Below are 21,685 nucleotides of genomic sequence, written 5' to 3' on the forward strand. Positions count from 1 at the left end.
GTCTGCATGTTTCTCGGCATCGAAATTGGCGGCACGAAGCTGCAGCTGGGCGTGAGCGATGGGAAGAACACTCACCTAACTGCGATCGAGCGGCGGGACATTGATGCTCGTCGCGGCGCGGCGGGCATTCTCGATAGCATCGAATCGGTCGGCAGTGCGCTGCTGCAGCGGCACAAGATTCAGCGGATCGGCATCGGCTTTGGTGGGCCGTGTAACGCAGCGACTGGCGTGGTGACGAAGAGCCATCAGATCGACGGTTGGGAGGACTTTCCGCTGGTCCGTTGGTGCCAGGAGATTTTTCAGCTTCCTGCCGTGATTGGCAACGACTGCGATGTGGCCGCGCTCGCCGAGTGGAAGTTCGGCGCAGGTCGTGGCAGCCAAAGCTTGCTCTATGTCACGGTCGGCACCGGCGTGGGTGGCGGTTTGGTTCTGGGCGGCAAGGTGCACGGCAGTGGTCGACCTGCCGTTGCCGAGATTGGTCATCTGCGGCCTGGTTTGCACGACGATCGTCCGGAGATGACGGTCGAGTCGCATTGCAGCGGCTGGGGCATTGCCGCGACTGCGCTCGCGCGCATCAGCGGCGAAGTATCGCGTCGGCTGGAAGTACTGAGCGGCGGTGTCACGGCTGATCATCGACAGCAGATTTTGCAGCGAATGACGCTCGTGGCTGAAACAGAGCGCGAATACATCGCCGATCTCTTGCAACGTTGCCAGCAGGATCCAGAAAAACTCACGGCCAAGATCATCGCGCAGGCAGCCAATGAAGGGAACGACATCGCTCGCGATGTATACGATCACGCTTGCCAGGTGCTCGGTTGGGCGATTGCGCAGACGATTACGCTTGTCGCGCCAGAAGTAGTCGTGGTCGGTGGCGGTGTGTCGCTCGCGGGCGAGCAGACTTTCTTCGAGCCCCTCGGTCAGCAGATCGAACGGTATGTCTTTCCCGCCCTGCGCGGTTCTTATCGACTAGTTCCTGCGGAGCTTGGTGAATTGACAGTGGTCCACGGCGCGCTGGCGCTCGCGGCGACAGCCTAGCAATTTCTCTCTCTTCTCTCGGTGAACCGTGAGACCAACGCAACCAGAATGGCCTGCTTTCTGGTTTCTGGGTGCGATGCTCGCGCTCCACTTCGTCTGGCGGTGCCTCGCCTTTGTCTGGATGCCGATCAATCTGCAAACCTGGCCGGGCGCTTGTGTGGAAGCGTCAGCAATCGCCAGCACCAGTTGCCTGGTCACGTGGCTGATGCTGGCCGATGCGCCGTTGTGGTGGCGGATTGTCATCACACTGTCGCTCTTTGTGCCGCTGCGGTTGTCGCAAGTCCTCGGGATTTATTGGCACGGGTGGCGACTGGAGCAAACGATCATTCCAGAATTAAAAATTCTCAGCGATGTCGACTATCAGGCCGCGGCTTGCTCGTTGGCCGCTGCGGCTCTGCTGCGCTGGCTGACAGGCTGGCGAAACACGCGCTCGTCGAGTCGCGTCACTCAAACAAATGACGAAGCGCCGCTGCAGTTCAAACTGAGCCAACTTTTTCTGTTGACCGCGATTGTCGCAGTGCTGTTCGGCTTGGCTCGCATTAAGTGGCAGAAACAATGGGCCGAGAGCTACGAATCAATCCTCTTTTTGCATGCCAGCACCATCGCCGTGGCCGTTTTGCCGGCGATACTCTGGCTCAGGCCGCGGCTGATTTGGGCGACGCTGGTCCTGGTGATCGTGTGGTTGGTCGAGCCTGTGGCGATCGCTGGCTACTTCCAATTTGCCGGCTGGTTTCCATTCGAATGGGAAATGATCCGGCATCTGATAACGACCGTCGCGGGGCCCGCCGTGACTGCAACGATGCTGGCCTTGGCCTTGCGATCTGCCGGCTATCGCCTCCGTTCATTGCCGCGCGCGACACAGCAGGTTAGCATCGGGGACTCTCCGTAAGTCAGCATTCGTGGAAATCAGCTATGCACTCTCTCCTGATCGTTCTCTCTCTCCTCGCCGCCGATCCGAATCCGCCGAAGATTCATGACGATCGGCTCGAAATCAAGTTGTTTGCGATCGATCCGCAGGTGACCACGCCGACGGGAATCGCGGTCGATGAAAAAGGGATCGTCTACGTTGTCGAGAACAACACGCACTTCAGGCCGAAGGAATACAACCGGCCGGAGCTCGATCGCATTCTGCGAATGCAAGACACCGATGGTGATGGCCGGGCCGACAAGGTCGACGAGTTTTACACCGGCCTGCGGAACACGATGAGCATCGCGTTCGAGGTCGATGGGTCGATGTTGGTCGCCACGCGGATGCAGATCTTTCGCCTGCGCGACAAAGACGGCGATGGTAAGGCCGAAGAGCGAACCGATTTGGTCAAGCTCGATACCAAGGGCGACTACCCGCATAACGGTCTGTCGGGTTTTGCTCTCGATTTCAGCGGCAATATCTACTTTGGCTTCGGTGAAAACCTGGGCGCCGATTACAAGATCAGCGGCAGTGATGACAAAGGCCTAAGCGGCGGCAGCGAGGGTGGCAACATTTATTGCTGCGACCCAGCCGGCAAGAATCTGCGGCTGGTGGCAACTGGCTTTTGGAATCCCTTCCATGTGACTTTCGATACCTACGGCCGGCTGTTCACGGTCGACAACGATCCCGATTCGCGTCCGCCGTGCCGGTTACTGCATGTCGTCGAAGGTGGCGACTATGGCTTTCGCTTTCGCAACGGCCGCAAGGGAGTGTCGCCATTCACGGCTTGGAACGGCGAATTGCCGGCAACGTTGCCGATGGTGGCCGGTACTGGCGAAGCACCTTGCGCGGTGATGGCATATGAGTCGGACAATCTGCCGGCCGAATACCGCGGCGAATTGCTCGTCACCAGCTGGGGCGATCATCGGCTGGAACGCTTCACGCTACAGCCACGCGGCGCTTCGTTCTCGGCGACGATGAAGCCCGTTGTCACCGGCGATCAAAACTTCCGCCCCGTCGGTCTGGCGCTGGCCCCCGATGGTTCGCTCTTCATGAGTGATTGGGTCGACAAGAGCTACCCGATTCACGGCAAGGGCCGCATCTGGCACCTGCGAGCCAAGAATCCCCAGAAGCGCGAACCGCTGAGCGATGATCCCGCGCTCGCGTTGGCCCATCCGCATCGTCCTTGGCGAGAAGCGGCGGCGCGGAAGTTGACTCGCGAGAAGGCGATTGAGATCGCAACTACCGACAAAAATGAACGAGCGCGATCGGCGGCCGCGAAGCAAAGCTTTTCCGACGTCCCGTATTTGGAAGGGGGGCAACCAGCAGAAACCATCGCACGGCTTCAACCACAGTTGTTCGTCACTCTCGCCCGCTTTCACGAGCTCTCCCTCAAAGAGGAACAACGCAAGCAACTTACGCCGGCAGAAAAAGCGGAGTTGGAAAGGCTGGGCCAGAAGGTTGTCAGCGATATTGGCGACTTGAGTAAGCTCGCGGATAAGCCAGAGCTGTTGCAGGCAGTCATTGCGGTCAACGCGCCGCTAGATATGCAGCAACTTCCCACTGCAACCATCTATGCGGATCCTTGGTTGCAACTTGCCGCTTACCGAACGTTCCCGCCGGATCTGCAGAACTCCATTCGCACTGGAAAGGTGTCGCCACTCGATATCTGGGAAGCAGCGGCACTTCAGCAGGTTGACGCGCCGAACTCGAGAGTAATTATTCCTAACCTATTAGATGCCGCAAATGCGGATCTGCGTTTTATCGGCATCCGTTGGGCCGCCGAGAGCAAGCTGACGGATCTCGTTCCCAAGCTCGAAAAGCAGATGGAAAAAGAAGCCGACAACAGCCGTAACTTTGCAGCCCTGCTGCTCGCTCTCGATCGTCTTTCCGGTCGTAATCATGAAAACACCGGCGAGTATTTTGCCGCGAAGTTTTTGATTTCTAATTCCAAGAGCGTGCCTGCCAAGATCATGGCTTTGCGGATGGTCTCGCCGAATCATGCTGATCTGTCGGCCAAGTTTTTGGTCGATCTGTCGAAGCAGGAAGACAAGACGCTGCAGCGCGAAGCGGTTCGCGCCTTGCGATTGCGCGGGGGAGATGAGGCACTCGCGCGACTGCGCGAGATTGCCAGCGATGAAACCGGCGACGTACAACTCCGCAGTGAAGCATTGCTGGCCTTATCGGCTACAGACAAGCAGGATCGTACGCTGCTGCTGGCAATCGCACACCAAGCCAAAAACAATCCGTTGCGAATGGAATCGCTACGGATGCTGACGGGTTCCGAATTGTCCGAGCCGGAGACCCGCGACTTGTTGATATCCATGGGGCAAGTGGATGTGCGCTACAGCGAATTGCTGAAGCGAGTGCTTGAACCCAAGACACCCGCGACAAGGCCTGAACCGAAGGATCAAGCGGCGTGGCAAAAGCTCACCGAAGGGAAAGGTGATCCCACCGTCGGCGAACGACTCTTCTTTCATCCCAAGGTCGCCAGCTGTTTCAAGTGCCACGAGTACAAAGGTCGCGGTGGCAAGATCGGGCCTGATCTATCGACGGTGGCAAAATCGATGACGCGCGAGCGGTTGTTGCAATCGATTGTCGATCCCAGCCGTGAGATCGCGCCGCAGTTCACTCCGTGGGTAATTCAAGCGGCGGATGGCACCGTGAAGACGGGCGTGTATGTCGGCGAAGAAATCGATGGCACGGTTCGCTACGCCGATAGCGAGGGGAAGATTTTCAAGCTGCACCCGCGCGATGTGGAAGACAAAAAAGCCAGCGAAAAATCGATCATGCCTGAGGGGTTAGCGGCGACGCTGACAGCGCAGGAACTGCGCGATCTGCTGGAGTTTTTGCTCCAGCCGTAGTCGTCTTTCCTAGGTATTCCGCAGGTACTTATCCAGCGGATGATCGCCGGTCAGTCGCCACGCGCCGTTCTTTTCCTTACGGCGTGCGCCGGGGCCGGCGTCGTTGTTCGACGTTGAACCCGTCGGTGGCAGCGGTTTGAGTTCGCCGATAAAGCGGAAGCCGGGCCGAGCGCCTTGCCATTGCATCCAATCTTCGAGGAGCCGCTGTGTGTTTCCCTTTTGCGGATGAACGACACGATCCCCTTTTTGGATCACCAGTTCGTGCGCCCCGGTCCAGCCGAACCAGCCGTAGCAAGCAACGTGGACCGGCAGCCAATGGCCTTCGCCTTTGTCATTGGTCAGGTAACACTCGGCCCAATTGTGATTCGGCACCCATACGAGCCGCGCGGGAATCTGCAACGAACGGCAAAGCGCAACAAAGACGGCCGACATCTCCTCGCAGTCGCCCCGTTTGGCTTGCATGGCTTTGGCCACGCTCGTGTAAGCGCCGATTTGGGCTTTGATCGTCTCGCGAATCCAAGCACTGATGGCCAGGGCTTGATCCCAAGGATGCTTGTTTTTTTCGGCGATGGCCTGGGCGACTTTGCGAACTTCGCTGTCGCTGGTTTGAATGCCCGGGCTATCTTGCAGGTAGTTCTTTTTGATATCAACCGGCAGCTTCGGTTGCTTCTCGGGAAACTGTTCCTTGGCGAACCCGTGATACTGCTTGAGCAGCGTCAGCTTCATCTTGGCGATGGCGCGGATGACTTGTCCCTTGGCGATGCCGGGGGCTGCTAGTTCGAGTTGAGCGGCACCGCTGGTGAGTGGTTGCACGCGGGCTTCGCAGCCTTCGGTCAATACTTCGAGAGATTCGATTTTCTGTTCGGGAAATTCGCTCGGGACGGGTGTGGTGGCCTTCAACTGACTCGCCGAGCCGTTGCCCTGAAATTCGAGACCGATCGAGACCTCGAAGGTTCGCGGCTCGAGATAACCCGTTTGATCTTTGGGCGGCTCGTTCCAAATCCATTTGCCATCGCCCACAACGGGCGTGACGCTGTGCGTCGGACCGAGGAAAGACTCATCCTGCAAGCCTGACCATCCGCGCTGAGAAGGCCAGGCAGCAACTGCCGCGCACGCCGCCGCTGTCCGCAACCACGTTCGCCTGAGCATTGCTTATCCTTTTGTTCGAGCCCCGCCAGCCTTCATCGTAGCTGTCGAACCCAAAACCACCAGGACTAAATGTCCGCCCAGGCACATTTGTAACCAAGCAAACGAACTAAGCAGGCTCTGGCGCGCCCGTTCGCAACTGTTCGGCAACCAGCACGAGATCATGGAGCGCCGCTTCGAGTTCCGCGGCCGGCGCCGTGTGCTTGGCTAGTTGTTCTAGCCGGGAAGCGACGGGCGTCAATTGCGGAAAGCCATAGCTGCCGCCGGCGCCTTTGAGCTGATGGGCAAACCGGGCGAGTTCGCTCCAGTTGGCTTCTTCGAGATGCTGCTCGAGCACGGCCAGTCGATCTGGCATCTCCTGGACAAAGAGCTCGATGAGCTCCGTCATGTCCGGATCGTGACAGTAAGTGGAGAAATAACCTGTTGCGACGGCCGCCATGTTCAACCCTTCCACGCAATGTGACTCGCCGCCAGTGACTGACTGCGAGTCGCTGTTTCTGAATCCCAGCCACCAGCGGCGGCGGTTGGGAAGCCTGCCCGAGCAAATCTAGGTCAACGGAATTGGTCCGCCAGCAACCAGCCCGGCAGGAAACGCCGCCGAGCTGGGCGCTTAGAGAGACATTACTGCTAGCAATGGCCTCCCATGCGGCACATTCGGCTCAATCCGGACCGTTGACGTAAGCGGCCCGGGGGCTTGGAGAAAATGGCTGGAAATGTGCCGATTGGTCAAGCAAGGAAAGCGGGGTAGACGATAGCACCTTCAGAACGGTAATTCAAATTACCGGTTCAGTCGCTGAACGTCAGAGTCACGGCTGCCGCACTCCCTTGAGGACTATCAACCCTTGAGCGACGCGGGGCCGGCGGTTCCGGCGACACGTAGTTCCCCGTTGTTTCCGTTTCCGTCTCCCTGTGTTATTGGTTTTTGGAGTTTCCCATGAAGAGCCGTATTGCTGGTTTGTGTGTTGCTGCTGTTATGTTCTGTATCGCGTCGAGCGCTTCGGCGTTTGAACTCCTCGGTGGTTGCGGCTGCGAAGCTGCTCCTTCTTGCCAGCCGACCTGCTGCGTGAAGTACAAGAAGGCTCGTTGCCACCACAGCCGTTGCTGCAAGCCTTCGTGCTGCACGCCGAGCTGCACCGCCGCTGCTCCTACTTGCAGCGCTCCTGCTCCGACCTGTGCCGCTGCTGCCCCGACTTGTGCCGCTGCTGAACCGACCTGCGCCGCTGCTCCTTCTTGCGGTTGCGAAAACAGCTGCTGCAAGCAGAAGTGCTGCAAGCAGAAGTGCTGCAAGACCAAGTGCTGCAAGCAGCCGAAATGCTGCCAACCGAAGTGCTGCAAGCAGAAGTGCTGCAAAGTCAAGTGCTGCAAGCCGGTTTGCTGCGTCGCCGCTGCTCCTAGCTGCGGTTGCGGTGGCTAGTTTGTAAATCACAAGCGACTATCAGCCGCATATACCACTGCGGCTGGTTGATTCGCCTGTAACCATACAAGAAGCCCTCGGTCGCAAGACTGAGGGCTTTTTGCGTTCTTGGTGTCTCAGAACTCAGAACTCAGAACTCAAAACTTAGAACTACTCTCAAAACAGCCCACCGCCGCCGCCGAAGCCGCCCTTCGAGAAGTACGCCTTGTCCACGTTCTCGGCCAGTTCCTTCACATCCGGATCGCTGTCGCGACGAGCACGTTCCACGAGGGGAACCAGATTGGGCGGAATTTTCCAGAGGCCGGACATCTGTGTCGAAGCCGATCGGGCAAACTCTTCTCGCTCGGCGAGAATCTGGCGGATCAGCATGACGGCAGCGCGGCGATTCTCGGGTTGCGAATCATCGAGCGCCTCATCGAGATACGGCGCGATTTCGGTCTGCCAGGTTGCCCGCAGTGGGGCCGTGGAAAGTCGTTGATCACTCGCGCCCAGCAGACTCCACGGCTCTTTTCCAAAGTTTGTGCGGACGATGGGGAGGAGTTCGTTAAAAATCGCCGACCGGTTCGGCGGATCGACGGCGAACATCTTGCGCAGCAAATCGACGGCGGCCTCAGGAGAGTTGATCGCCAACTGGCGACTTTCTTCAAGCAAAGGTCGGAGGTGCTTTTCCCGCGAATTCGGAATGTGGCGATAGCTCTCCCAACGCGCAGCCGCGGCCAATTGCGGCGTGGTCTCGCTGATATTCGCCAAGGCCGCTGCGAACGGCTCGCTCTTGCCACCGACTTGGATCACAGCCAAGATCGCCGCGAACTGCACGTGTGGCTGCTCCCTCTTCGCGGCCCACTTTTCAAGCAACGGCAAAGCGGCGGGACCAAAGTCAACAGCGGTACTGAGCAAGGTCACCTGCTGCGCGATATCTCCCTGCTCGATCCGTTTGGTCAGTTGCTCCAACTGAGCGTCGAACACCTCTTTCGGCAATCCAGATACGTATTGCCGCGCGACGAGCTTCTGCGTTTCGGCAGATCGTTCCTGCCAGTCGCCAGACTTCTTTCCTTGTTGATACTCGCCCGCCGCGATGAGTTCACCTTGCTCGTTCCATTCTTCCCACTTGCCGCTGCGCTCATCTTGATCAAACTTCCCTGCCGCGGCGAGTTTACCGCTCACGTGCCAGTACTTCGCCGGTCCTTGTCGCCGATGGGGTAGCCATTGATCGGAAGTGTGTAGCACATAGGTAACTTCACTCACCTGTTGGCCGTCAACGTCCCACGTCTTCCACACCCCGATTCGCCCGCCGGTCTGCATTCGCCCCTGCACGGCAATTCGGCCGTTGGGATGATAGGTCGTCCACCAGCCATGCTGCTGATCCTGGCGATAGTGACCATCGACGAGCAAGTTTCCTTCGAGATCCTTGATCCGCCAAAAACCGTCGTTGATATGCGTAACCTCAATCGGAGTGGAAAACCCCGCGTTGCCATTGTTCGTGTTCATCACGCCCCGATACTGTCGCTGCAGCACCAAGTATCCGCCCGCGATCTTTTCGTCTTGCTGCTTTGGCAACAGGTAATACCAACACGCCGCGCTGGCAATCGCCATCAGCACCAGCAGCGTCCGCAGGCTGAACTGCCATGGTTTGAAACGGCGGTACCAAGGTTTGGCGACGATGGCCGGTTGATTAATTTCACTCATGAAATTCTCCCACGACCGGAATCGGGCTCGTCCTGTACGGACGCCGTCGTTGCGGAATCGAATTGAAAGGGAGATCGTCAGGCATCGCTGGCAAGGCCTTCCGCTGACCGCTACGCAGTTCACGCAAGGTTTGCTCGATGCGTGCTTTTACTTCCGGTGTACCAAGATGGTAGCAATGCAGCAGGTTGCCGAATTGAAAATGTGCATTCAGAACCGGCTGCCTCGGCGCACTGGCTGCGGAAGAATCCATGGGATATTGAGCCTCTTCCAAAGTGCGGGAAAGTTGCAAGGGAAGCAATGTTCCCCGCGGCGCGACGAGATCATCAACGCAGTACAAATGGGCTACCCAGTCCGGCTGCGGCTCGGCGCCGGTCTTGTCGATCCGCACCACGCCGTCGACGACCACAATCTGCTGTTCACGCGGATCGCCAATTAACTGCTGCAGCACTTCGACGAGCGGCTGTGCTTGCGCATCGATCGAGACCAGATCGGTCACCTTGATGTCGAGTGCCGTAGTTGCATTGGCAGGTACAATCGCATCACCATCGAGGCCGTAGGGCACTTCTTGAAGCACCAGTGGCAAATCAAATTGCCGGGCCAGCTTTAACAGCGCATCACCCCGCGATTCACTCTCGATCTTGAACGTCGCCTTCTCCTGCAACTTCTGGAGTAGCTCGTCCGAACGCTCGACAAACCACTCGCGCTGAATCGCCGCAGCGTCGCTGTCGCCGAATAAATCGAGCGGACTGTTAAGTGCCTCGCCGGCCAACTGCTGGCCTCGCCAACGCTGGTTGCCGCTCGCTGTGTACTCCTCCAACACTTTCAGAAACAGCTTGATGCGAGCCATGACGCGCGGATGTGCACAGACAACCAGGGTCTCTTGAAATTGAGCGCAGCTGCCAAGCCCGCCCAAGTCCTGCCAACTGTCGGGGTCCACTGCGGCGGTTAGCAAATCTCCGACGCTCAACGGTGTATGTTGCGTCGCCAGCCACGGCCGCAGATCAAAGATCTCGCACACTTCCAGCCGAGAGTCGTCGAAGTGGCCGTCGTCGCGCAGTTCCGTAACTTGCTCCAGGTGATGCAGCTCGACATCACTGGCGGCCAGCAGCAGTTGCAGATTCTCCCGCAACGGCCGTTTCGGCAGATGCGCCCACACGCGTCGGGCGTCTGAGAACAAGGCGGCAGGAATGCGAATGTTGCTCGTTTGCGTAGCGTCAGGCTCTCGCACAGCCCGCAGGTCAATTGCTTTTGCCTCGGCCAGCCGCTCTCGCATCGCCGGCAACATTACCGGGAGCGGCCGAATCGGCGAGAGCACTGCGTGACGCACCGCGCCGCTGCGAACTTGTCGCAGCTTCGTAAGTAGCTCCAAGATTGGCTCGCAAGCTTCTAAGTTGTGTGATATCAGCAGCAACTCTCCATCCGCGCAGCTGCTGATCCGACCGGCGCCGCTGACGTCTTTCCACAGTTCAGTACCCAACGTGTTCGTGATTAAGTCGATCAACTCGTCAATAAAGTACTCGCCATCGCGCTTGACCAGATCCGCGACCGGGTACGCAAAAAGTGTTTCCGTCTCAAACCGATACAACTGTCGGCGGTCCTTGCGATCAAAAATGACGAGCAATCGTCCCTCGGCGCCGATTGCAAATTCGAGCTGCAGCTTCGGCTGCCAGGTGCGCAACACATCGCGGAGTGGCACTCCTTGCAGCTCACAGTTGATCAAACCTTGATGGGCAACTTCCTCTTGCGTATTGCGAACCAACACCTCGTTCTCGTGCGAAGTGATTGGGAACTTCGCTTGCGCACTAAGCCGTTCAACAAACTCCGCATAGGGCATGTTGACTGCTTTTAGTATGATTGGGCAATCCAAGGCTTGTTGCAGGCGTTGAAAGGCTTCCCTATCGCAATCGAGGCAGATCGGCTCGCCGGCCACTGCGTTCCACTTCAACGCAGGAACTCGCTCTTTTGCTTGCCGGCAGGCAGCGCTCAGCCGCTGCATAAAACGCTCCGTACGCAGGTGGCCGCGGAGCGGTTGATACGTTGTAACGCCAGCCGGCGTTTCCTCCGCTGCACGCGGTCCACCGACAGAATCCCACTCATCAGGATCGATTTTCGAAGTGAGCAGGTCCAGCCATTCATCAACCGATATCTGGGGACCATCCGGCAGGGCATAGTTCTGCCAGTAACGCGGTTCATCTTTGACTTCACCGTAGAGAATCACATTCCCGTCGCTGCGTTCTCGCCAGGTGAAGTTGCGCAGCTTCCCCACGGTTTCGAGCCATTCGAAGGCAGTCAGAGGCGGCAACTGGCAATCAATCGGCGCCTTCAGATATCGCTTCATCTCCGCACTATCCGAGCGCCAATGGACCTCGATGCCGGTCTGTTGCTTGAAACCCGCAAACAAGTCGAGTAGCGATGTCGCCTTCGAATCGGCGAAGACCACTTCCGTTTGAAATCGCTGGCGCGACTTGACTGCGGCGTTGTACTCCTCGGCCAGGCGTGCCAGGCGCGATCGTTCCGCAATCCAGCGATAGCCAATTACCGTGAGCGCACTCAGCAGCGCCGCGACAATGAGCCAGCGCCAGACGGAACGGAGCGGTTTTTGCGGCGTCTTGCTCATCCAAAGGGATCCAGTGGAATAGGTTTTGGCCTCGCAGGCAGCGGCAACTCGGGACGCACATCGTCTTCTTCCACAGGCAGCGACTGCAACTCACCAGTGCGAAGTGCATGCAGCGTGCGTTGGATTTCGACGAGCTCATCTAACTGGGCGGTCACGCTCAAGAAACGATCGAGACAAAAACGATACTCCGCACGACCTGAGCGAGATGTTTGCCAGTTCTTATTTAGCGTTCGCAGCAATTGCCCCGGCTGCAATGGCCCTGCTGGCTTCACCAAGTCAGCCACATCAAACAAACAGCAGTCTCTCACGCTACCCTTGGCCATGGTGGACTGCCGATCCCAGGTCTGGATCACGCCACCCACGACGATCCATTCTTTGAAACTTCCCGGTCGCAGCAACTGTCGCAGGATTTGGGCCACTGGCTGATCGGTCGCCGTGAGCGAAACCCTTTGATCGGGGTTCACATCGACATAGAGCGAACCTGGGTTCACGACCGGCAAGTGATGTTTGCGAGCGATCTCCAATAAGGCTTCGCGCACGGTAACGTCGGGCAAGGTGACCGAATCGCGCGTCGTCAGCAATTGCTGTTGCAAGTCGCTGAAGGCAGGATCGTTCGATTGGTTTCGCAGCAATTCTCCTCGCAGGAAAGGAGCCGATTGATTCTTGGCCGCGAGCGCCGCCACTTCGGCGGGCTGCAAGAAGTTGTGTTCACGCAGGGCCTGAAAAATGGGCCGTGTGCGCGACAGCACGCGGGGAAAATGTTGCAACACCAGTAGATCGCCCAACCGGTAAGTCTGCCCTTCGCCCCCATTCAGTCGCCAAATGTAAGGATCGAGATTGTGAACTAACTGCTGAATCTGCTCGTTCCTCGCGGGTGCTCCAGCCGTCAATGATTGCAAGTCATGCACTTCGAGGGCGAGCGCTGTGCCGTCGTTGCCACGTGCCGCTTCGTCCTGCGCGGCGATCAGCAAATGATCGTCCTTGACGATGACGGCCAGAAAGTAGGGCTCGAGCAACCGCCGCAGATTGTCGCCGAGCGGCTGCTCTGGCAAATGGCACCACAGGCCTTCACCGGACAAATTTCCTTCGGTCACTTTCTTACTCAGCTTCACGGGCAAGTGAAAGCGTTTCTCAATATCCGCAGCGATCTCAGCGATTGGAACGTTGAGGTAAATCAGCTCGGCGGGTTGCTCGAGCTGTTTTTGCAAGGGATGCGGCGGCAACTCGGGGCGCTCAGACGGGCCGTATCCGGCCAGTGCACGGCGAATCGCGGCGAGCAACTCGCGAACTTGCTGATGTCCTTGCGGAGAACTAGTGATGACTAACGAATCGCCAAAGCGACTCATTTTCTCTTCGGTTCCGCGGCGCGAATCCATCTTCGTGATGGAAATGCTGACTAGTTCGCTGAGTTCACCGAACGACAACGGCTTGTCACCATGCAGCAAGTCGCCAATCGGATACAGCCAGGTCGGCTGACTGAAATCTTTCGATCCTGTGGTTCTCCCGCGGATCACCAGTGCTCGACCATCGCCGGTGGGTGAGATACTCAGCCCGATGTCGCCAAGCCAATCGATCGACGTTGCCTCCTCAACCAGTGTGCGGAGCGTAGCTTGTTGAACATCAACGTTCACTCCCCTGCGCGGTCTCGCAAACGGAAACTCACGGGTGTATTTCGTATCAAGGACGATGGGGAAATTGACTCGTCGCGAGAGTTGCCAGGCCAATTGATCGAATGTCTGATCTTCGAACTGCAAATCAACTCGTTGATCGAGCGCCGCCAGGGCCCGTTGCATTGCCGCGGGATCGGCGCTGATGCAATGCTGCTGCCAAGCCGGATCGTTCGATGAAATGACCGCCAACTGTCGAACTCGCTCTTCCGCTGCTGCCATGCTTTGCAGCCATTGCTCGATCTCCAGTTGAATGGAGCGGCGCTGCCTGACCTGCAACGCGCCGGGCACGGCAATGATCGCATTCGGCTCCGAAAACCAATCGATATGCGCTGTTTCGAGCATCGTGGCCCAATGCTCGGGCGGAATTCCACTGCGCGATAGTGGATAGGTTCTCAGTTCCAGCGGAAACAACTCAGGATTGGCCGTGAGCATGATCCTGCCATCCGCCTGTGGAATCCAATCGAGATAACCCGAGAGTCGCGACAACGCTTGCAGCGACTCACGAGCACTCATCGGCGGCAAGTAAACACGAACGAGGTCTTTCGTGACAATCAACTTGGTACCTGCCGCCAAGTACAACGGCACGCCGGTCTGCCGTTGCCATTCTTTCATCCACTCCTTCAGCTGGAGAGGTTGTTCGGAACGCATGTCAACCGTGACTGCAAGCCGCTCGTCCCAAGCACGCTCGGCCTGCCAGGCTGCGAGTCGCTCGTTGGCGTTGCGACGGGAAAGATAGACGCGGTAGGCACCGACTACCAGCGCCAGAAAGATTAAGACAAGCAACAGCGCGCGAGCAAACGCCGACCGAGGAAGCCGGGCGCTGGCTGCGTTGGAGAGCGCGCGCAGAATCATGCCGCTGTAAGCCGGAAAGAAAGTTGCCCCGGCTGGAGTTTAATCGAGCAGCACGGGACGGGTCAAACTTTCACTGCGGTTACTTCGTGCGGAACTCTGGCAGTTATTCCGCAACTTTTGCCGGCAACAGCAAGTGTTTCCGCGCGAGCGCCGGCAAAGCATCTTCCAGCACCTTCGAGAGAATCACGCGAATCTGATCCATATCGGTGACTGGCTTACCCTTTTCATGCACGACGAGCGTCTTGTCGGCGACGAGCTTCGCCAACGTTTCGATCACGGCCTGCCGATCGCGTGTGCCATCGAGAAGTTTGGCAACCTGCCGTTCGAAATCGCCGAGCTGCACCACTTCGTGCTGCAGATTGGTCACTGCGCCGGGCTGACTGGCTTGCAGTTGCGCGAGGCGCGAGATGGCCGGCAGTTCTGGAACGACCGAAGCCACATCCGGCGGGTCGGCATGCAGGTCGACGTGCGTCGTCGCGTAGCAACGCAATAACGGCCGGGCGAGATTCTTCGCATCGTTGGCGGCCCGCTCGGCATCAATCACCTGCGAACCGGGATGCAACCGGCCGCGGGCTGCCGACAAGAGCTCGCGAAATTGAATGGGCCGCGGCCACGCCGCCCGCAACTCCAGCATCGCGGCTTTCAGCAGCGGCTCTTTAGTCGTGAGGGTGGAACCAGGGCGTTTGAATGTCACCGGATCCCAGCTGCGCGGGTCAAAGTCCTTGCCACCTTCGGCTTCCGAAGACGAAGCAACATACAGATCAAAAATCCGCTCCGCCGGAATCGTTCGATCGAGTACCGCGCTTTTATGACATAGCAGCGTCTGTCGGAAGAGGCGATTGCGCACGAGATCCATGTACTGCTCGGTCTCAATGATGTCATTGGCGAGCTTCTTCAGCGTCGCTTCTACCTCCGGCGGAAAATTGCTGGCCAGCATCGTGCTGTAATCGGCTTCGCCCAAATATTGCAGCTGGTGCGAATGGGCGCGATCCATGAATTGATGGAAGTAATCAGGCTCGTTGACTTCTTCCAGATACTCATGAATGAGATACCAATCCTGCTTCGGCCGAATGTGGTTCACCTCATCGGCCAGCAGAATGCCATACGCGTTGTTCTTGGTCGAAACCGACTCGGCGAGAAAGTCGAGCAGGGCCCGCGATTCGCGGAGCTTTTCGGCGGGATTGCTGATGTTGCGGGCGCGGTAGGTCATGATGTCGCGAATCATGCCGCGCAGCCGCCAACCCGGATTGGTGTTGTAACTGATATACGCAATGCCGTTCGGCGACAGATGCTCCTGGCAGATGCGCAGAATCGCATCTTGCACATTGGCTGGCACCCACGAAAAGACGCCATGCGTGATGATGTAATCGAACTGGCCGTAGTGCTTCGAGAACTTCAAAATGTCTTCGTGCAGCAGCGAGAGATTTTTCAACTGCAGGGCGTTCAGCGTTTCTTTGCCGAGCGCAATTTGCCGCGCCGAAGCATCGATGCCGACGAACTCGCTATCGGGATAGCGCTCGGCCAGCGGCAGGATGTTGCCACCGCTCGAGCAGCCGAGTTCGAGCACCCGGCACTTGTTGAGCGGCGCCGGCGTCATGCCGAAGAGTTTGCCGATCGTCGCCAGCCGGTTCGGATGTGTCTGGGCAAAGGGATGGCTTTCGTACAGCACTTCGTCGTAAGCATTAGGCGACGACATCAACAAATCCTTTAAGGGCTGCAGCGGACAAAAGAGGAGCAACAAACTCTACCCGATTCTTACGGTGACATCGCAATGGAGCCGTTAAATTTTGCCAAACAGTTAAGCCTTATCGATGTTGCGACAAGATGGTGCGCTGAGACGGTTACAACTCGACTCCCCCACATCAAAGGCCTTTCAGTTCGCAGCGGAAATGCCGAAGAATCCTTATATCGGGGAAGGATGCATTCTTCCCGCTAGCTGAATTATGACGGAGGCTGCGAGATGTCGAATGGAATGTGTCTGCCATCGGCTGCGCTAGAAATTCGCGAGCGTCCTCCCGTCCTTCGCGCGCTCGGCGCTCAGGATTTGCCAAGCACCGTCGTCGTGCAGGGCGCAGAGTATCAGTTGCTCGAAACCTTCAAGCACGACACTTGGGCAGCTACGGGCTTGTATGCGGCTGGCGAGCGGCAAATCGTTTGTAAGTTCAATCGCGAGCAATCCATCTTTCTGTTTCCGGGGAGCCTGATCGGCTCGATTCTCGCCCACCAAGAGCGGAGCGTGATGCAACGCCTGGCCGGCATCGAGGGCATTCCGACTGAACTAGGCCCCGTGTACGTAGCCGGCTCGCTCCGCCGCAATGCGGTCGCGCGAACGTTTATTCCCGGCGAGATTCTCACCGGTCAAAAAGTGCCGGCCGGGTTCTTCGGGAAGCTAAGATCGCTGCTGCAACAGTTGCACGGCCGCGGCGTGGCTTACACCGATCTTCACAAAACCGAAAACATCCTGATCGGCGACGACGGTAAACCCTACTTGTTCGACTTCCAGATTTCGCAGATGAGTTCGACCGGCATGCTGGGCATGTTCAGCCTGCCGTCCTTGCTGATTCGGTGCCTGCAACAGAGCGACCTTTATCATTTGCGGAAGCATGTGTTGCGCGATGAACTTGGCGACATTCGAGCCGAGGTCAAGGATCGTCCCTGGTGGATCGAGTTGCACCGCCTGGTCGCGGTGCCGTGGCGCACCTTTCGTCGCCGACTGCTGGTTGCGCTGCGCATTCGCGCTGGCGAAGGCGCAGCGACCAGCGAAGCGCATCCCGAAATGGCCTTTCGTTCCCGAGCGTAGTTCTTAAGCTCACTTCGCGCGCGGCTTCTCGATGCCGCTGTAGGGATACTGCGAAACCGTCTCCCAGGCGATCCGCTGCAAGATCGCGTTCTGCTCTTCGCTCACGCTCCGCTCGATGTTCAGCGGCAGTCCTTCCGGACTCTGGCGATAGATAGCCGCGAAGTTGCAATACGCCGCCAGTGCCATCACGTGACCATTGCCGTGGCCGATCGGATCGCGAAAGAGTTGCGATTGCTTGGTGATGCCCGGAAACTTCTCGTCCACAATCAGCGAGCGGAGTTTCACCACCGCATCGCCGACGGGCACGATGAAGACCGCTTCCTTCTCGTACTTCTTGTTCAAAGCATCGGTCTGCTCTTCGAGCTTCTTCCGCCATTCATCGACCGGAGCTTGCAGGGCGGGAATCTTCGCGGCGTCGCGGGCTGCGTTGTCACGAATAAAGCCTTCCGCCGTAGGAGGCACGTCGTAGGGATACCACGAGGCTTGCAGCAGCAGTCGCAGATTCGGATTGTGCTTCAAGCCGAGTTCCACAAAGTTGTCGATGCCCGGATCGGGAATCATCAAGTGTGGCGCCATGGTGAAGACATCGACTTCACCCGTCAGAAGCGCCTTCTTAGCATTGTTCTTCTCATCCTGGAGATCCCAATGCTGAATCACCTTCGAGCCGCCGATCCCTTGCTTGCCGGCCAGTTTGTGTCCCTCGATCTTGGCGAGCGGCACCATCCGTTCGACCATATCCGGCACGAACATGTGAAAGCTGTGGCCGGTGTAGAAGACGCGCTGACCTTTCGGCGGCGATTGCTTCGCGGCTTCTTGAGCCGTGGCGAAGCTGCTGAGCAAGCACAGAGAGAGGACAAGAAAGTGTCGGCGGAGGTTCATGAGAGGGCTCGCGGAAAATGACGGTGAGAGTTCAACCGTCATACCGCGTTTGCCGGCGCGATGCAAATTTGCAGCGCTGAAGACTAATGCTGGGCTTGCGGCAACTTATCGATGCCGAGCCGCTTCATCTTTTTGTAAAGCGTCGTGCGGTTGATGCCCAGCGCGTCCGCGGTGGCGTTGCGATTCCAGCGGTTGTTCTCGAGCATTTCGAGAATGATCGCGCGTTCGGGAACCGACATCGCTTCTTTCAAAGCCTTGCCGCTAAGTTGATCGAGATTCACCGGCTGACCAGCCGCGATCTGCGGCGGCAGATCTTCGAGCGTGATCTTGTTGCCGCGACCGAGCAGCACAGCCCGTTCGATAGTGTTCTGCAATTCGCGGACGTTGCCTGGCCAGTTATACCGCTGCATCGCTTGCAGGGTTTCATCGGTCAGACCATCGGCCACACGGCCCGCTTCTTCGCAGGTCTTCGCTTGAAAGTGCGCGGCCAGCAACGGGATATCGGCGATCCGCTCTCGCAGCGACGGCAACTCAATATTGATGACGTTGACGCGATAGAACAAATCCTGGCGGAAGCGGCCGTCGGCGACGGCTTCGCTCAGGTCTTCGTTCGTGGCGAGGATCACGCGGCTATCGACTTTGATCGTCTTAGTGCTGCCGACCGGTTCGAACGAGAACTCTTGCAGCACGCGGAGCAACTTGACTTGCAGCGTCGGCGATGCGGTCCCGATTTCGTCGAGGAAGATCGTGCCCTTGTCGGCGTGAGTAAACTTGCCAATCTTTTCACCCACGGCGCCGGTGAACGAACCGGCGGCATGGCCGAACAATTCGCTCTCGAGCAGCGCTTCGGGCATCGCTCCGCAAGCTACTTCGACAAACTGCTGATCGCGGCGGCTGCTGCGGCGATGAATCGCGCGGGCCAGCAAGCTTTTGCCCGTACCACTTTCGCCGGTAATCAAAACCGTCGCGCGAGTATCGGCAATTCGATCGACCAGGTCGTAGACCCGCTGCATGCGATGATCGTGACCAACGATGCTCTCTAAACCGAACCGCAGGTCGAGTTGCTTCTTTAACTGCTGGTTCTCGACGAGCACGCGATTCTGCGAAAGTGCTCGCTGAATCGACATTTCTAATTCTTCATCGATTAACGGTTTTGTTAAAAGATCGAATGCTCCGGCGCGCAGCGCTTCGATGCCGGTCTCGACTGTTCCATAGCCCGTTAGCAAAACCACCATCAGTTCAGGACGGTTTTGGCGCACCCACGCCAACACATCAAAGCCGTCGTCATCGCCGAGACGAATGTCGACGATCACGAGGTCGAACTGTTCTTTGCGCAGTTGCTCGAGAGCCGTCGCGCAGCTTCGCGCGGTCAGGCAAAAATACCCCTGTTCGCGGAGCCAGCTCGACATCGAATCCAGCAAGTGAACATCATCGTCCACCAGCAGGAGACGGCCCGGCTTTGTATTGTCGCGTGCAGCAGTAGCCATAGATTTCTTTTCAGGCAGTAGGGCCGAAACCCGGTAAACGAAGTGCGATTCCCCGCAGATTGGTGCTGACGGGGTACGTCCCGCCCTTGAAGCGCGGTGCTATCAGCGGAACAATAGTGCGTCCGTGGGATATTTAGGTCACACTGACGCGGTGGTCAAATTGCACGCAACTCGTTGCGAATTAGCAACGGATTCATACGAATTGCGGTAGTAAGCGTAACCGCTGTACTGAGTTGTAATTCCGCAATTGAACGGCGGAGAAACCGCATTTTTTCGATACAACCGGATTTTCCCTCGCTTTACCCCCGCAAAAGCGTAGGATATCTAGGTCGATGTCTGCGAATTTCTCACTTGGCGGATTTACCTCGGTAAGAATTATTCCTAGTATTTGTCAGAGCTCCAGCTACGGGAAGAAAAACGCCAATGTGAGCAGATGTGGGGGTGCAGATTTTGCTTTGCAGATTGAGTCGGCTGGATTGACTTTACTGAATCAACCAACGGAATATAGAAGGGCCGCTTATGACCATTAGTTTGCTGATCGCCGATGACCACGAGGTTATCCGCACCGGCGTCAAATCGATGCTGGAAGGTTCGGATATCCAGGTTGTGGCCGAGGCCTCAACCGGAAACCAGGCGATTGAAGCAACGGTTAAGCACCACCCAGACGTGGTGTTGCTCGATGTGCGAATGCCGGAGACCGACGGTCTCGAGGCGCTAGAACGAATCATCGATCGCAGTCCTCGGACTAAGGTCGTCATGCTCACCGGTCACGATAACCCCACCTACATCGCGCGGGCCGTTGCCCTGGGCGCTGCTGGATACCTTTTGAAGGACTCCACTCGCGACGTCATCTTGGGCGCCATCAACCGCGCTCACACTGGCCTGCCGCCAGATGCTGATAGCTTGCTGGGCCGCGTCCGCAACACGATGGCTCGCCGTCGCCCGACCTACGACGACGACATTCCGCTCACCAATCGCGAAGTCCAAGTGCTGCGTCATGTGGCTCTCGGTCTCAGCAACCGCGAGATCGGCAAGTCGCTCGAAATCAGCATCGAAACCGTGAAGGAGCATGTGCAAAACATCCTTCGCAAGCTCGAAGCTGGCGATCGTACCGAAGCAGCTGTTTGGGCCGTGAAAAAGGGCCTCGTTTAGGCCTGTTCGGTTTGCTCGCACAACAACATTGACCTGCAGCTTTGACTCTCCCAAGGCCTCCGGTTTTGCCGGAGGCTTTTTCGTGGAGTGACATTCCCCTAGGAATGCCGTCCTAGAAACTGAGGTGCAGTCACTCACCGACTCGCAACCAAGGCCTTGGACCCAGCGGCACTGCTGCGCGATTCTTGTAATCGCCATGCAGCCCGTACGCGCCAAACCATCGTTGCCGAGTTAGCGACTGACGCGCCTCCAAGATCGTTACGAAATGCGCGCTCGCGGATGAGCGCGCTCGTACACGGCTTTCAAGCCTGCGGTGCTGACGTGCGTGTAGATTTGCGTGGTCACCAGGCTCTTGTGACCCAGCAACTCTTGCACGCTGCGAATGTCAGCGCCGCGGTCGAGCAGATGCGTCGCAAAAGAATGACGCAACGTGTGCGGCGTGGTTCGCCGATCGAGGCCTGTTGTTTTCAAGTATTTTTCCAGCATGCGAGCCACGCTGCGGGTCGTGAGTCGCCGGCCGAACTTATTCGTGAAGATCGGCGCCAGCGGTCCTTGTTTTTCCTTGGGAGAAAGGACCCGTTCTTTCAGCCAACGCTTGAGCGCACCGAGTGCAAACGAACCGAGCGGCGCGAGTCGTTCTTTGCGGCCTTTGCCGCGGATGCGGACGATACCTTCCACGAGGTCGAGATCGCCGCTGTTCATGCCCACGACTTCACTCACGCGGAGACCCGCCGAGTAAGTCGTTTCTAAGATCGCGCGATCGCGTAAGCCCATCGCATTTGCGGGGGGCGCGTCGAGCAGTTTGCCGATCTCTTCGTTCGAGAGAAAGTGCGGCAATTTGCGATCGCGGCGGGGATTCCGCAACGGTTTTGCGGGATTGGCGCTGGCGATCCCTTCGCGCTGAGCAAACTTGAAGAACGTGCGAAGGGACGCGAGTCGCCGCGAGATCGAGGTCTTCGCATAGCCCGCTTCATGCATGGCCGAAACATAGCCGCGCAGATCGAGAGGCGTGATTTCCGCGGGATCTGCAGGCCGTTCGTAGGCTTGGCCCAAGTATTCGTCGAGGGCAGTCAAATCCTCGCGATACGACTTAACCGTGAGCTCGGCCGCGTTCCGTTCGACCTCGAGAAACCGGAGAAACTGCAGAATCGCGGCTTGCATAACCATTACCGGCGG

The 21,685-nt window shown here is 57.9% G+C and carries 16 protein-coding genes; 6 read left to right on the top strand and 10 right to left on the bottom strand.

The window, feature by feature from the left end:
* The first annotated feature begins 6 nt into the window (after positions 1-6).
* Genes M9Q49_RS21165 through M9Q49_RS21175 form a run of 3 tightly spaced genes read left to right on the top strand, consistent with a single transcriptional unit; the run spans position 7 to position 4,806 of the window.
* Positions 7-1,035: an ROK family protein gene (locus M9Q49_RS21165; protein ID WP_254510827.1), complete on the top strand. Its 1,029-nt coding sequence runs from the start codon at positions 7-9 to the stop codon at positions 1,033-1,035.
* A 28-nt stretch (positions 1,036-1,063) separates the two neighbouring features.
* Positions 1,064-1,924, top strand: a complete 861-nt coding sequence (locus M9Q49_RS21170; protein WP_254510828.1) for a hypothetical protein — start codon at positions 1,064-1,066, stop codon at positions 1,922-1,924.
* 23 nt (positions 1,925-1,947) lie between these two features.
* The gene (locus M9Q49_RS21175; protein WP_254510829.1) at positions 1,948-4,806 is read left to right on the top strand and encodes a PVC-type heme-binding CxxCH protein; all 2,859 of its coding nucleotides are present in this window, start codon (positions 1,948-1,950) and stop codon (positions 4,804-4,806) included.
* A gap of 9 nt (positions 4,807-4,815) precedes the next feature.
* Here M9Q49_RS21175 and M9Q49_RS21180 read toward each other — a convergent pair whose 3' ends face one another.
* The 3 genes from M9Q49_RS21180 to M9Q49_RS21190 all read right to left on the bottom strand — a co-directional run bounded on the left by M9Q49_RS21180 (position 4,816) and on the right by M9Q49_RS21190 (position 7,209).
* Positions 4,816-5,955 (bottom strand): transglutaminase-like domain-containing protein, encoded by a 1,140-nt coding sequence (locus M9Q49_RS21180; RefSeq protein ID WP_254510830.1) that lies wholly within the window; start codon positions 5,953-5,955, stop codon positions 4,816-4,818.
* Positions 5,956-6,061: 106 nt separating this feature from the next.
* Complete coding sequence (locus tag M9Q49_RS21185) at positions 6,062-6,391, bottom strand: Hpt domain-containing protein (protein ID WP_254510831.1); 330 nt, start codon at positions 6,389-6,391, stop codon at positions 6,062-6,064.
* A 473-nt stretch (positions 6,392-6,864) separates the two neighbouring features.
* Positions 6,865-7,209, bottom strand: a complete 345-nt coding sequence (locus tag M9Q49_RS21190) for a hypothetical protein (protein WP_254510832.1) — start codon at positions 7,207-7,209, stop codon at positions 6,865-6,867.
* Between the two features lie 6 nt (positions 7,210-7,215).
* Here M9Q49_RS21190 and M9Q49_RS35505 point away from each other — a divergent pair, with 6 nt between their 5' ends.
* Positions 7,216-7,347 (top strand): hypothetical protein, encoded by a 132-nt coding sequence (locus M9Q49_RS35505; protein WP_261365080.1) that lies wholly within the window; start codon positions 7,216-7,218, stop codon positions 7,345-7,347.
* A gap of 175 nt (positions 7,348-7,522) precedes the next feature.
* On the opposite strand, the gene M9Q49_RS21195 is transcribed toward M9Q49_RS35505, so the two are convergent.
* The 4 genes from M9Q49_RS21195 to M9Q49_RS21210 form a co-directional block, all read right to left on the bottom strand.
* The gene (locus tag M9Q49_RS21195; protein ID WP_254510833.1) at positions 7,523-9,052 is read right to left on the bottom strand and encodes a toxin-antitoxin system YwqK family antitoxin; all 1,530 of its coding nucleotides are present in this window, start codon (positions 9,050-9,052) and stop codon (positions 7,523-7,525) included.
* A complete protein-coding gene (locus M9Q49_RS21200) occupies positions 9,045-11,669 on the bottom strand; it encodes a hypothetical protein (protein WP_254510834.1) in 2,625 nt (874 codons plus the stop codon). The genes M9Q49_RS21195 and M9Q49_RS21200 overlap by 8 nt, the downstream gene beginning before the upstream one ends.
* Positions 11,666-14,191 (bottom strand): hypothetical protein, encoded by a 2,526-nt coding sequence (locus M9Q49_RS21205; RefSeq protein WP_254510835.1) that lies wholly within the window; start codon positions 14,189-14,191, stop codon positions 11,666-11,668. Before M9Q49_RS21205 ends, M9Q49_RS21200 begins: the two co-directional genes overlap by 4 nt.
* A gap of 103 nt (positions 14,192-14,294) precedes the next feature.
* On the bottom strand, positions 14,295-15,887 hold the full coding sequence (locus M9Q49_RS21210; RefSeq protein ID WP_254510836.1) for a class I SAM-dependent methyltransferase: 1,593 nt from the start codon (positions 15,885-15,887) through the stop codon (positions 14,295-14,297).
* Between the two features lie 264 nt (positions 15,888-16,151).
* Here M9Q49_RS21210 and M9Q49_RS21215 point away from each other — a divergent pair, with 264 nt between their 5' ends.
* Complete coding sequence (locus tag M9Q49_RS21215; protein ID WP_254510837.1) at positions 16,152-16,991, top strand: hypothetical protein; 840 nt, start codon at positions 16,152-16,154, stop codon at positions 16,989-16,991.
* Positions 16,992-17,000: 9 nt separating this feature from the next.
* Here the strand turns inward: M9Q49_RS21215 and M9Q49_RS21220 are convergent, their stop codons facing one another.
* Positions 17,001-17,870 (bottom strand): hypothetical protein, encoded by an 870-nt coding sequence (locus tag M9Q49_RS21220; RefSeq protein WP_254510838.1) that lies wholly within the window; start codon positions 17,868-17,870, stop codon positions 17,001-17,003.
* 83 nt (positions 17,871-17,953) lie between these two features.
* A complete protein-coding gene (locus M9Q49_RS21225) occupies positions 17,954-19,357 on the bottom strand; it encodes a sigma-54-dependent transcriptional regulator (RefSeq protein ID WP_254510839.1) in 1,404 nt (467 codons plus the stop codon).
* A gap of 519 nt (positions 19,358-19,876) precedes the next feature.
* Between M9Q49_RS21225 and M9Q49_RS21230 the strand changes: the two genes are divergently transcribed.
* The gene (locus M9Q49_RS21230) at positions 19,877-20,509 is read left to right on the top strand and encodes a response regulator (protein WP_254510840.1); all 633 of its coding nucleotides are present in this window, start codon (positions 19,877-19,879) and stop codon (positions 20,507-20,509) included.
* 258 nt (positions 20,510-20,767) lie between these two features.
* On the opposite strand, the gene xerC is transcribed toward M9Q49_RS21230, so the two are convergent.
* Positions 20,768-21,670: a tyrosine recombinase XerC gene (gene xerC / locus M9Q49_RS21235; RefSeq protein ID WP_254510841.1), complete on the bottom strand. Its 903-nt coding sequence runs from the start codon at positions 21,668-21,670 to the stop codon at positions 20,768-20,770.
* Between the last annotated feature and the right edge of the window lie 15 nt (positions 21,671-21,685).

Origin of the sequence: Anatilimnocola floriformis (genome assembly GCF_024256385.1) — a bacterium.
GTDB classification, from domain to species: domain Bacteria; phylum Planctomycetota; class Planctomycetia; order Pirellulales; family Pirellulaceae; genus Anatilimnocola; species Anatilimnocola floriformis.